Source organism: Prosthecobacter sp. (genome assembly GCF_044378005.1).
GTDB lineage: Bacteria > Verrucomicrobiota > Verrucomicrobiia > Verrucomicrobiales > Verrucomicrobiaceae > Prosthecobacter.
Window position 1 is genome coordinate 66,226 of record NZ_JBILYB010000005.1, and the last position, 13,054, is coordinate 79,279.

9 protein-coding genes are annotated in these 13,054 nt (G+C 62.0%); all 9 read left to right on the top strand.

Annotation, left to right across the window (positions count from 1 at the left end):
* Positions 1-273: 273 nt before the first annotated feature.
* The 9 genes from AC6FTP_RS02030 to AC6FTP_RS02070 all read left to right on the top strand — a co-directional run bounded on the left by AC6FTP_RS02030 (position 274) and on the right by AC6FTP_RS02070 (position 13,024).
* Positions 274-2,694, top strand: coding sequence for a DUF1549 domain-containing protein (locus AC6FTP_RS02030; RefSeq protein ID WP_497205233.1), 2,421 nt, complete (start codon positions 274-276; stop codon positions 2,692-2,694).
* 105 nt (positions 2,695-2,799) lie between these two features.
* Positions 2,800-5,229, top strand: a complete 2,430-nt coding sequence (locus AC6FTP_RS02035; RefSeq protein WP_497205234.1) for a S8 family serine peptidase — start codon at positions 2,800-2,802, stop codon at positions 5,227-5,229.
* 47 nt (positions 5,230-5,276) lie between these two features.
* Entirely contained in the window at positions 5,277-6,098 is an 822-nt protein-coding gene (locus AC6FTP_RS02040) for a HEAT repeat domain-containing protein (protein ID WP_497205235.1), read from the top strand.
* A 44-nt stretch (positions 6,099-6,142) separates the two neighbouring features.
* Complete coding sequence (locus AC6FTP_RS02045; protein WP_497205236.1) at positions 6,143-7,393, top strand: polysaccharide lyase 6 family protein; 1,251 nt, start codon at positions 6,143-6,145, stop codon at positions 7,391-7,393.
* Positions 7,394-7,972: 579 nt separating this feature from the next.
* Positions 7,973-8,305: a hypothetical protein gene (locus AC6FTP_RS02050; RefSeq protein WP_497205237.1), complete on the top strand. Its 333-nt coding sequence runs from the start codon at positions 7,973-7,975 to the stop codon at positions 8,303-8,305.
* Between the two features lie 483 nt (positions 8,306-8,788).
* Complete coding sequence (gene dnaB / locus AC6FTP_RS02055) at positions 8,789-10,321, top strand: replicative DNA helicase (RefSeq protein WP_497205238.1); 1,533 nt, start codon at positions 8,789-8,791, stop codon at positions 10,319-10,321.
* Positions 10,322-10,406: 85 nt separating this feature from the next.
* Positions 10,407-11,726, top strand: a complete 1,320-nt coding sequence (locus AC6FTP_RS02060) for a bifunctional UDP-3-O-[3-hydroxymyristoyl] N-acetylglucosamine deacetylase/3-hydroxyacyl-ACP dehydratase (protein ID WP_497205239.1) — start codon at positions 10,407-10,409, stop codon at positions 11,724-11,726.
* Positions 11,727-11,767: 41 nt separating this feature from the next.
* The gene (lpxA, locus tag AC6FTP_RS02065; protein WP_497205240.1) at positions 11,768-12,562 is read left to right on the top strand and encodes an acyl-ACP--UDP-N-acetylglucosamine O-acyltransferase; all 795 of its coding nucleotides are present in this window, start codon (positions 11,768-11,770) and stop codon (positions 12,560-12,562) included.
* A 6-nt stretch (positions 12,563-12,568) separates the two neighbouring features.
* Positions 12,569-13,024: a deoxycytidylate deaminase gene (locus AC6FTP_RS02070; RefSeq protein ID WP_497205241.1), complete on the top strand. Its 456-nt coding sequence runs from the start codon at positions 12,569-12,571 to the stop codon at positions 13,022-13,024.
* Positions 13,025-13,054 lie beyond the last annotated feature (30 nt).

Consider the following 13,054-nt stretch of genomic DNA (forward strand, 5'->3'; position numbering starts at 1 on the left):
TTTGGTCAAACCATCCTCAACAAGCCGGCATGTGTCCGTGAACCGTGTTTCAGGGTGCCCCTTCCATCTCAGGATCAGGTTCAGCGTCAGGGAAAGAAGGTCTCCATACTCACTCGACGGCAGGGAAAGGAATCGCCCCTTCGGTCCACGTCGTTCGGTTTGAATGCAGCATCTGGAGGCGTCGTGCTGACCATGGCTTGGCACTGGCCGCAGAAAATGGGTGGCGAGTTCTGCCGCAAGAACCCTGCTGGCTGGCTTCGTTTCTCTCCGCGAATGTTTCGCTCCCTGCTCCTTCTGCTCCTGACCTCCATCACCGCCCGTGCGGTGGACTTTTCCCATGAGATCGTGCCCCTGCTGAAAAAGCACTGCGCCGAGTGCCATGCGGGCGACAAGAAGAAGGGCGGCTTCTCCTTCAACACCCGCGCCGATCTGCTGGAAGGCAGCGAAAACGGCCCGGTGATTACCAAGGGCAGTGTGGACAAGAGCCGCCTCATCGAGGTCATCCTCTCCACGGACAGCGATGACCAGATGCCGCCGAAAGGGGATCGCCTCAGCGCAGCGGAGATCGCTTTGCTCAAAGGTTGGGTGGCCGCAGATGTGCCGTGGGAGGAAGGTTTCGCCTTCAAAAAACCCGCTTATGAACCCACGCTGGCACCCCGCAAACCGGAACTGCCCGCCGCTTCCGCACCGGGACGTGATCACGCCATCGACCGCATCCTCGATGCCTATCTCACGAAGCATCAAAAGCCCGTGCCCGAAGGCATCGACGACGCCACCTTTGCCCGCCGACTCTATCTCGATCTCACGGGCTTGTTGCCGCAGCCGGAGGCGCTTCAGAAGTTCCTTGCGGACAAGGCCGCTGACAAACGTGCGAAGCTCGTGCAGGCACTGCTCAGCGATGATCTCGGCTATGCAGAGCACTGGCTGACCTTTTGGAACGACCTGCTGCGCAACGACTACGGCGGCACCGGCTTCATCACCGGCGGACGCAAGCAGGTGAGCAAGTGGCTCTACGAAGCACTGGCCACGAACAAGCCGGCGGATCAGCTCACGCGGGAACTCATCGCCCCGCCAGGGGACGAGAGCCGGGGATTCATCGACGGCATCAAATGGCGCGGTGAGGTGAGCGCCGGGCAGACGGTGGAGATCCAGTTCGCGCAGAGCGTGGGGCAGAGCTTCCTCGGCATCAATATGAAGTGCGCCTCCTGCCACGACTCGTTCATCGACCGCTGGAAGCTGGACGAAGCTTATGGTTTGGCCGCCATCTACTCCACCCGCCCGCTGGACATCACCCGCTGTGACAAGCCCACGGGTCGGCTGGCCACGGCCTCATGGTTGTTCCCTGAGTTAGGTCAGGTGGATGCCAAAGCCTCCCAACCCGAGCGCCTGAAGCAGCTCGCCGCGCTGCTCACGCATCCGGGCAATGGCCGCTTCACCCGCACCCTGGTGAACCGCCTCTGGCACCGCCTCATGGGCCGGGGAATCGTCCACCCGCTGGATGCCATGCAGACAGAGCCTTGGAGCAGCGACCTGCTCGACCACCTCGCCACCTACCTCAGCGATCACGGCTACGACCTGCGGCAGACGCTGGCGCACATCGCCACCAGTCAGGCTTATCAGAGCCGGGCTGAAGTGGTGGAGAAAGGGGCCGACGACCACGGCTACACCTACACCGGCCCTCGCAGCAAGAGGCTGACGGCGGAGCAGTTCATCGACGCCATCTGGCATCTCACCGGCACGGCTCCTGCCAAGATGCATGCCCCGGTGATGCGCGGCAAACTCGACCCCGCCGCCGCGAAAGCCATCCAGATCAGCGCCCAGTGGATCTGGGGAGACAGCGCCAAGGCCGGTCCCCCTGCCGCTGGCGATACCGTCACGCTGCGCACGACCTTCAAGCTCGATGCCGAGCCCACCAGCGCCAGCGCCGTCGTCACCGCCGACAACAGTTTCGACCTCTTCGTGAACAACCGGAAGGTGAGCAGCGGTGACAACTGGAGCCAGCTCGAAGCCGCGCCCATCCATGCCGCGCTGAAGAAGGGAGCCAACAACATCGTCATCATCGCCAAGAACGCCGGCAATGGCCCAAACGCCGCCGGAGCCTTCTTTGAATCCCGCATCCGTCTGGAAGGAAAGCCCGAACAAACCATCCTGACCGACGCGAGCTGGGAGTTCCACACCGCCGCGCCCGCTGGCAAAGAAGGCCGCCTCGGAGCCCTGCCACCGAAAGGCTGGAAGCCCGTCACGGTGGTGGCAGCCCTGCCCGTCTGGACCGCCGCCGTGAATCGTGAAGCTCCCGCCCTGCTCGCCCAGGCCGCGCTCGGCAGCCAGCAGCCCATCCGCGCCAGCCTCATGAAGAGCGACTTTCTCATGCGCACCCTGGGCCGCCCGAACCGCGATCAGATCGTCTCCATGCGCCCCGATGACCTCACCACGCTGGAAGCCATCGACCTCTCCAACGGTGCCATTTTAACCGACACCCTCGCCCGTGGTGCCAAGAACCTGATGGCGAAGAAGCAATGGGCCGATCTCCCCGCCTTCACGCGCTGGCTCTACCTTTCCACGCTCTGCCGCGAGCCTACCCAAATGGAGCTCAGCGAAATCACCTCTGCCTTGGGTAATGAACTCACCGAGCAGACGCTGGCGGACACGCTGTGGAGCGTCGTCATGCTGCCGGAGTTTCAGCGGGTGAGATAGCCACGCGGAGTTTTTTTCAGAATCTGCGCAAGTCGCGGAGGTAGCATGCATCCGGGAGGCATGGGGCACCAAGTGGCCCCGCTAAACTTCACCCAGATACCTCCCATGAAACCTACCCTCCTCGTCTCCTTGCTCCTGTCCGTTTCCGCCCTCCACGCTGGCGCTCAGGATTTCTCCATCGTCCGCGCTGACAAACGGCGTGCCACCCTTCAGCCAGACACCTCTCAGGTCGCCGTTCAGATGGTGGACGGAGTGTCCATCGCTGCCCGCCCTGAATTCCAGGAAGTGCAGAAGCTCCGTCCCGCAGGCTGGGCGCGTGTGTTGCGTCAGGCGGATACCGCCGTGAAAACTGGATTGTCCAGCCACGTCCGGGCACGTATTGCCGATCAGTTGAGGAATCCCAAAGTGGCCTTTGCCGCTCCTGTTCTGAAAGGCGCGAACGGCGAAGAACTCGTCCCTACCCAGTCCTTCCTGCTCAAGCTGCTGCCGGGGCAGGACATGAACCGCTTCCTCCAGGCTCTCAACCATCCAGCCATCGCTCGCGTTCGCCGCCTCAGCCGGGATGGGGTTCATCAGGTCACCACCAATCTCCGCGATGGCTGCGCCGTGATGGACCTCGCCGCCACCATCGCGACTCGTGCCGGGGTGAAGCTGGCCCAGCCAAACTTCCGTTTCACGGCTGAGATGGATGCTGATGCCAGCGATCCAGCCTTTACTGAAGCAATTAGTTGGGGGCTGAAGAACACGGGGCTGCGCAGCGGCGTTGCTGGCTTCGACATGAATGCCACGCAGGCCTGGGATGTCACGACGGGGTCTTCCTCCATCCTCCTGGCCATCTTTGATGCGGGCATCCAGCAGGGACATCCCGAGCTGAATCAGGTGCCTGGCTTTGACTTCACCCCGGAAGAACGTGAGGGCGGCGGCACACCACCCGCATTGGCAGACGATGTTCATGATCACGGCACCCAGGTGGCCAGTTGCATTTCAGGCCGTCAGAACAATGGCATCGCCTCCTGTGGCATCGCCCCTGGCGTACGCTGCATGTCCATCCGCTGGGCGGTTGCCTTTCGCAGAGACAACGGGCGCATCGGCTTGGATGGTGATGACAGCAACCTGATCGAAGGCTTGGAAAGAGCGCGCGATGAAGGAGCACGTATTACCGTTCATTCTTGGGGCCAGTCTGGTGCCATCGACGCAGTCGAGGAAGTCTTCGAAAGCACCCGCCGAGATGGTATGATGCATTTCGCCTCCACGGGCAACAGTGCCAACAAGGTCGAGAACTTCGACAGCGATCCCTTCATCGCCTGGCCTGCGGCAAGTCCCCATGTGCTTGGCATTGGTGCGGTCAATCGTTTTGGAACTCGCACCGCATTCTCCCAGTTCGGCAGGGCCACGACTCGTGGTGCCGGCGGGGTGGACTTCGTCGCCCCAGGTGAAGAAGTCGCCACGGTGGTGCGTGCGGTGAACATCAACAATTCGGCGTCCATCCTTGCCCGCTCAGCCAATGGCACTTCGTTTTCCTGTCCTTATGCTGCTGGCGTGGCCGCTCTCATTCTTTCCCAGCAACCAGGCCTGACTCCGACCCAGGTGGAAGATTTGATGAGCTCTGGCAGCCGTGACATGGGAGCACGTGGTTGGGATCGCGAGACTGGCTTCGGCATGGTGAACGCCTTCCGCAGCCTGCCTGATGACCATGGCAACACGCCTGCTGCGGCGACCCGGATCGGCTCCACCTCCACAAGCCTCGGTTACTTCAACCGCAGCAATGACATCGACTGCTTCCGAGTGACTCTGGCAGAGATCTCGAGCATGACCATCTACACCACAGGCACCACGCCCACCCGCTGCGAGATCCTCAATGCTTCAGGCGCGCTGGTCGCCGTCAATGCCACCCAGCCTGGGGCCAATCTGGATGCGACAGGCTTCCCCGGCTGGACCTCCGGGAATGCCAGGTTTCACATCAGCTTGGCGGCAGGCACCTATACTATCCGCCTCAATGCCCAGGCTGCCTTCGAGGGAACCTACCGGTTGATACTCGACCGTCGCGCTGCCTTCCCTGAGATCACCGTGCTGGGCAACAATCGCATCATCCTCGATGGCGACACGACATCGGAATCGGGCGATCACACCAGCTTCGGCACGACCCGCCCTGGCGTCGCCGTCACCCGCACTTTCACCATTCGCAATGACGGTCACAACACTCTGCGCATCAGCAACGCAAACAACATCGATGGCAACCGCGTGCCACTCGTCCAGGTGACTCCTGTGACTACACCTGCCGGTGGAGTGCGTGACATCCCCGTCCCACAGCCAACGCCCGTGCCTGCCCCAGTCCACTTCCGCGTCACCACCAGCCCGGCTTCCGAAATCTTGCCAGGACGCAGCACTACGTTCACGGTGACTTACAAACCGATCGGCACCGGCATTCACAGCCGCACGCTGCGGATCCAGTCCAACGACAGCGACGAGGCGGACTATGACTTCGTGATCTCAGGGTTGAGCACTTTCGTCCCTGGCACAGTGACTCTGCGCTGATCATAAGCCCCTGGCATTCCGGATCAAAAGCTCACCCGACACCCGCCATGAAAACGCCTCTGCTTCTCACCTGCTTCGGCACGGCTCTGATCATTGCATTCGCCGCCTCCTGGCGGGTGTCGGCTCCTTCCTCGATCTCTGTCTCGAAAGCCGCCCCAACCATCTCCGTCGTCTCACCCGTCGAAAGCCTGGAGCTTTCTTCTACCTCCAAGCCCATCCTTCAGAAAACCAACCGCAGTCTCTCCGACATCACCGCCGAGTTAAAGACCGCCACCCTGCGCACTCAGAAAGCCAGTCTCTGCGATGAACTCATCGCCCTCGGCACGGATGAAGCCATGCAGGCCTGGTCAGATGCCGTCCATGCTGAGCAGGATAACATCACCCGCTTGCACATGGCCGCCGCGCTAGATGCTCTGAGCACGGACAACGGTCTCGAACTCGTCACCTCCGCGCTTGCCTTTGCCACGGATGAAACGGTGCTGGACGCCGTGAACCGCACCCTCTCCCGCAGCGCCGATGCCGATACCATCGCCCACATCGTCGAACTCGCCACAGGCTCCGAACTCCGTCCCGGCCAGCAGCAGCGTGCGCTCGCCGCACTGGAGCAGATCACCAATTCCTATGCCACAGAGGGCCTCGCCCAGGCAGCGCTGAATCCGAATCCCGAGGTGCGTCGCGCCGCCGCCGCCAGCCTGGCAGGCATGGATACACCCGAGGCCGCGCAGGCGTTGTTGAATGTCCTCGCCCAGCTTCCCACCGAAGCCCTCATCGAGCGCGGCACGCTTCGTCACCACCTTTCTGAAATGCCCGCCGCCGCCTCGCTCCTCCTCGCCACCGGTGATCCCGTTCTCGCGGCGCTCGCTCAGTGAAAGCACCTTGCTGGATGCCGTTCGCGCGCCTTCATGGCCCACCCATGCGCGCCCTCCTTCCTCTCCTCGGTCTCGTCACCCTCCTTCAGGCAAAGGACATTCCCGTCACCGATCCCGCCGCGCTGCCTGCTGCTCAGCCCGGAGATACCCTGGTCCTTCCCGAGGGTGAATTTCGCGACGTGGAGCTTCTCTTCATCGGCACTGGCACGAAGGCCGCGCCGATCACGCTGAAAGCCGCTGTGCCCGGCAAGACGATCTTCACCGGCAAGAGCACGCTCCGTCTCACGGGCGAGCATCTCGTCATCGACGGGCTGCATTTCAAAGAACCTGATCCGAGTGTTGGCGACATCATCCTCTTCCGCAAAGATTCCAAGACGCTCGCCAATCATTGTCGGCTAACGAACTGCGCCATCACCAGCACGCTGAAGGAGGACGGCACTCAGGAGAGCCGCTGGCTCGGGCTCTACGGCATCGGCCACCGAGTGGACCATTGCAGCTTCAGCGGCAAGACAGGGAAGGGGACCACCTTCGTCGTCTGGCTTGGCAAAGAGGGAGACGGGGAGCACCAGATCGATCACAACTACTTCGGCCCGCGTGAGAAGCTCGGCAAGAACGGCGGCGAAACCATCCGCCTCGGCGACAGCAAGACCTCCATGATGGCCGCCGCCTGCATCGTCGAGCACAACCTCTTTGAGAAGTGCAACGGCGAGGCCGAGTGCATCTCGAACAAATCCTGCGGCAACCTTTACCGTGACAACACCTTCCTCGAAGTCGGCGGCACCCTCACGCTGCGCCATGGCAACGGCTGCACCGTCGAGCGCAATGTTTTCATCGGCAATGAAGTCAATGGCACCGGCGGCATCCGCATCATCGGGGAGGACCACCTCGTGCGGGACAACTACCTCGAAAACCTCACTGGCGACAAAGCTCGCTCCTCCATCTGCCTCATGCTCGGCGTGCCAAACTCACCCGCGAACCGCTACTTCCAAGTCCAGCGCGCGAAGATCACCGGCAACACCCTCGTCAATTGCGAGCACCCCATCACCATCGGCGTCAGCGATGGCAAAGACGCCTCGCTGGCTCCCATCGACACCGTCTTTGAGGGCAATCAAATCGCCTCTCCCAAGTACACCCTTATCGAAGCCCTCTGCGACCTCGGCGGCATCACCTGGAAAGCCAACACCGTCGCCGTCAAAGACCTCGGCATCCCCGCCACGGCGGGCATCGAGATCGGCGAGCCCAAGATTGCCAAGCTCAAGCCCATCGCCCGGAGCGAGGTGGGTGCGGCTTGGTGATTGGGTCGCAGGTCATTTGTGTTAAACCGGCGGTTGCTCAGAGGGAATGGCTGAGGGTTTCCGGCCATGCATCTCGTTCCTGCCCCTTCAGGGGTACCCTCATGTGATCCGCAGAGCGGCAGCATCTTGCCCCGGCTCGGATTCCTCACGCCGCAATCCGGCGCGAGGGACGGCAGTCTCCGTTGACCCAATCCCTGATCCATTACGCCACCTGGGAGCCTACGGCACCTCGTCCCGTAACACGGCGTGGCGGTCGTGAGACTCCGGGTTGCCGTTTCCTGATCCATTACGCCACCTGGGAGACTCCGACATCTCAGCTGGTAATCCGGCGCGGCAGGTCGGAGACTTCAGGGTGCCATTCCCTGATCCATTGCACCGCCTGGCAGGCTCCGGGTTGCCGATCCCTGATCCATTGCGCCACCTGACAGTCTCCGGCACCTCAGCCGGCAATACGGCGTGGGTCGGGGGAGACTCCTGAGGGCTAGTTGCTGATTCATTACGCCACCTGGGAGACGACGGAACGTCAGCAGGCATTTCCAGTCTTGCTCCCGAAGCCTCTGATCTGGTAAAACCTGATTCATGGCCAACCGCAGCCGATCCCCCGCCGATGCCAACGATCCCGCCGGACAGAATCGGGATCTCATCTTCGCCCTGCTGGCAGATCCCGTGAGGCGTCGGCTCAGCGACGGTCACCCGCACACGGCCACGAGCTGCGCCCGGCATGTCCACCGTCGCCTGGATGCCGCCCTGAAGCATCTGATCGCCCTCCGGGAAGCCCACGTCATCACCACCCGCCCCGACCCCGTGGACTCCCGCCGCCAGCTCTACACCCTGGCCGAGCACATCCCCGTGCAGAAATCCGATGCGGGTCCGGTGGAGATGGACTTCGGCTGCTGCCTGCTGCGGCTGTGAAGGCGGGGCGTGGGGAGGGTGCGGGGCGTGGTGGAGGGCGGGTAGGGCGCGCCGGAGTCGCGGAGCGTCTTGGAGTGCGGCGGCTGTGACGCCGCTTTCCGGTGTCTCCTTGTCTTCGTTCGCCGTGCGTGCCGACGAAAGCGGTGTCTTCGGGGCAGGCTTGCGCCGTGCCCCTCTGCCACCGCACTCCAGGACGCTGCCGCGTGGCTCCACACTGCGCAGAAGTCGCGGAGCGTCTTGGAGTGCGGCGGCTGTGACGCCGCTTTCGGGAGTCTGCTGGTTTTCGTCGGCGCTAGGTGACGTCGAAAGCGGTGTCGGCACCCTTTCAGGGTTTTGCCACCGCACTCCACGACGCTGCCGCGAGGCTCCACGCCGATCGGTGTGTGCTGGTTTGAGGGGAGCGACTTAGCCCCCACTCATCCACAGAGAAAGCCAGTTGCTCCCATTGTATTCACAACGGTTCGACGCCCTACTCCGCTGCCCATGGCCGAGTCTGCTACCAACCTCCTTCCTGCTGCTGCCGCTCCGGGCGAACTGCCTGCGCGTGATGCTGCCAAGACGCCGCAGGCCAATCCTTTCGGCCGGAAGAAGGGTGAACCCACCGCCGAGGAACTGCTGGCGAACATCAACCGCGCGCTGCCTTTCTCGGATGAAGCGGAGAAGGGTGTGCTCTCCAGCCTGCTCCAGGACCCGAACGAGCGTCTGGGAGAGAGCCGCATCACCCTGGCGGCGGCGGCTTTCTACCACGAGGCGAACCGCACGATCTACGAAAAGCTGCTGGAGTTCCACGACAAGAACCTGCCCATCGACCCGGTCATGGTCACAAATGTCTTGCGGGATCAAAACCTGCTCGACCGCGTCGGCGGACCGGCGGCGATCACGGAGTTGTTCACCTTTGTGCCGAGCCCGGCGCACTACCAGCACTACAAGAAGATCGTCCTCGACAAGTTCATGCTGCGTCAGGTCATCCACGCCTGCTCGAAGAACATCCACGAGGCCTATGAGTTCGGCAAAGAGCAGATGGATGGCGATGTCGGCACGCTGATGGACGTCGCCGAGCAGCGCATGCTGGCGGTGCGCGAATCGAGCGGCAAGGAGGACAACATGAAGTCCCTGTCCTCCCACGTCGCGGAGGCCATCGACAGCATCCAGTACATGCTGGAGCATCCGGGTCAGCTTCGTGGTCTGTCCACCGGCTACAGCGTTTTGGACAAACTCAGCTCGGGTCTGCAAGGCTCGGAAATGTTCGTCATCGCCGCTCGTCCTTCGATGGGTAAGACGTCCCTCGCGATGAACCTCGTCGAGCACGTCTCCGTGGATTGCGGCCACGCCACGGCAGTGTTCAGTCTGGAAATGAGCGCGACGATGCTGGTGCGTCGTCTTCTCGTCTCACGTGCCCAGCTTTCCATGCAGGATCTCTCCCGAGGTCTGCTCTCCCGGGCACAGCAGGAGGCTTTGGCGAAGGCCACGCGTGAACTGCAAAAGGCGCAGATTTTCATCGATGACACTCCGGGTCTCGACGTGATGGAGATGCGCGCGAAAGCCCGGCGTCTGAAAAAGCAGCACAACATCAAGCTGATCATGATCGACTACCTGCAGCTCGTGACCAGCAGCAGCAAGCGCGCGAAGGACAACCGCCAGATCGAAATCGCCGAGATCTCCGCCGGGATCAAAGGCATCGCCAAAGAACTCGACGTGCCGGTGATCGTGCTGGCTCAGCTCAATCGAGCGGTGGAAAGCCGCAAAGGTCAGCGCCCCGTGCTGTCTGACCTGCGTGAGTCCGGCTCCATCGAGCAGGATGCGGACATGGTGGGCCTGCTGACTCGTGAAGACTATGCCGGTGCCAAGATGGAAGTCGGCGACGAGGAAGCGGAGGCCAAAAAGAAGGGGCAGGCTGTGCTCATCCTGGCCAAAAACCGAAACGGCCCCACCGACGACGTGCCCCTGCGCTTCATCGACTACGCCATGCGCTTCGTGGAGCGCACGGGTGGGGAAGAAGAGCCGGACTCACCCTGATCGCTGGGGGCCAGCTCCTCCAGAAAGGCGGTTTCTCTTTGACCCCGCCATTTCATCCGGCTAAAACGACGGTCCTCTCCCGCCTATGTCCGCCATTGACCGCCAACACACTCTCGCCAAGCCGGCCTCCATCACCGGCACCTCCCTTCACACAGGAGAGCAGGTCACGCTGACCCTCCAACCTGCCCCGGAGAACTTCGGCTTCAAATTCCGCCGCATCGATCTCGAGGACAAGCCCTTCATCTCCGCCCTCGTCGAGAAGGTGCAGAAGGTTGAGCGCGCCACCACCATTGCCGAAGGCGGTGTCAACGTGCATACCGTCGAGCATGTGATCAGTGCCCTCACCGGCATGGGCGTGGACAATGCCATCATCGAGATGGACGCCAACGAGCCGCCCATCGTCGATGGCAGCTCGCAGCCCTTCGTCGAATTGATCAAGAAAGCTGGCGTCGTCGCCCAGGAAGCCCCGCGCAAGGTCTTCGAGATCCGCGAGCCCATCTATCAGGAGACTCGGGATGGTACCATCCTCACCATCGTCCCCGATAAAAAATTCCGCATCTCCTGCACGAATGTCGGCCCTGGAGGCCGCTTCACTCAGTTCCTCTCCCTGGAGATCAACCCCGAAACCTACGAGAAGGAAATCGCCCCCGCGCGCACTTTTGTTTATTACGAGGACATCGCCCCGCTGATGGAGAAGGGCCTCATCAAAGGCGGCACCCTGGAGGCCGCTGTCGTCGTCCGTGGCGACACGCTGCTTTCCAAGCAACCGCTTCGTTTCGACAACGAATTCGTCCGCCATAAGATCCTCGACATCATCGGGGATCTCATGCTCTGCGGGCGCCGCATCACCGGCCACGTCATCGCCGTGCGTCCCGGCCACGGACCGAACACCGAGCTGGCCCGCGCCATCGACTCTCAGTACAAAGCCATGCGTGCCATGGTGCCGCCGCCGCTCGCCATCCCAAGTGGTGAGGCTGTGCTGAGTGTCACCGAGGTGATGAAGATCATCCCTCACCGCTACCCCTTCCTGCTCATCGATCGAATCATCAATCTCGAAGGCGACACCAAGTGTACAGGCGTCAAGAACGTCACCATCAACGAGCCCTTCTTCCAAGGCCACTTCCCCGGACATCCCGTCATGCCCGGCGTGCTCCAGCTGGAGGCCATGGCCCAGGTGGCCAGCATCGTCCTCATGCGGATGCCTGCCCATCAGGGCAAGATCGGCTACTTCCTCAGTGCGGATAAGGTCAAGTGGCGCAAGCCCGTCATCCCTGGCGACACCCTCATCATCGAGACCGAGATCACGAAGACCAAGCGCAGCGTCGCCCAAGCCATCGGCCGCTGCATCGTCAACGGCCAGGTCGTCTCCGAAGCCGAACTGATGTTCAGCGTCGTCGATCGCTGATTCCCGTTTCGTCATTCGTCATTTTTGCCTTCGTCATTCCCGTGATCCATCCCACCGCCATCATTGATCCCACCGCCCAGATCGGCGCGGATGTCACCATCGGCCCCTATTGCATCATCGGCGCAGATGTTGTCATCGGCGATGGCTGCTGGCTCCAGCATCATGTCACGATCATGGGGCCTTCCAGGATCGGCAAAGGCAACAAGTTCTTCGCCTATGGCTCCATCGGCCAGCAGACTCAGGATCTGAAATACAAGGGCGAGCCGACCTGGCTGGAGGTCGGTGATGACAATACCTTCCGCGAATTTTGCACCGTCCACCGCGCCACATCGCCGGGGGACAAGACGACGATCGGCAGCCACAACAGCTTCCTTTCCTACGTCCACATCGCCCACGACTGCACCGTCGGGAACCACGTCATCTTTTCCAACAACGGCACACTCGCCGGTCACGTCACCGTCGAAGATCACGTGATCCTCGGCGGGCTCAGCGCCGTGCATCAGTTCTGCCGCATCGGCACCCGCTCCATCATCGGCGGCTGTTCCAAAGTCGTGCAGGACGTGCCACCCTACTGCACTGCTGACGGCAATCCCGCACGCGCTCGCGGCCTGAACATCGTCGGCCTTCAGCGCGCTGGTTTCACGCGCGAGCAAATGCGCGCCCTGCGCCAGGCCTTCCGCAAAGTCTATCGCAACGGTCTGAACAATGCGCAGGCCGTCGAAGAACTCCGAGCCGGCGAACTCACTCCCGAGGCCGCACACTTCACCGAGTTTGTCGCCAGCACCCAGCGCGGCATTCTCGTTGGTGGCAAGCACAGCGATGAGGAGGAAGATTGATCCATCATGAACTCGAATCGCCTCAGCATCCCCGAGTATGCCATGGCCCTGGCCCATGTCGCCAGTCTGCGCTCCGAGGATCCTTTTCGGAAAGTCGGTGCCGTCGCTCTCGATTTTGACAACCGCGTCATCGGCACTGCCTACAACGGCCTGGCTCCCGGATACAACGCCCCCGAAGGCTTCTGGAATGACCGCGAAGCCCGGCGCAAATACATGCTCCATGCCGAGGTGAACCTGTGCAGCCTCTTCACGCGTGGTGCAGCACGGCTCCTCGCCTGCACCACCATGCCCTGCACCAGTTGCATGCAGATGCTCTGTGCCTACGGCATCAAAGAAGTCTATTACCGCGACATCTATCCCGAGTCTGAGTCGCCGCTGATTGCCGAGCGCTACGGCATCAAGCTCATTCAGATGACTGGCTACCCCGAGTTGACGACTCAGGGAGCGCAGATCGTTGGCTGAAAAGTAGGCTCGTGACGAGAAAAACTCGTC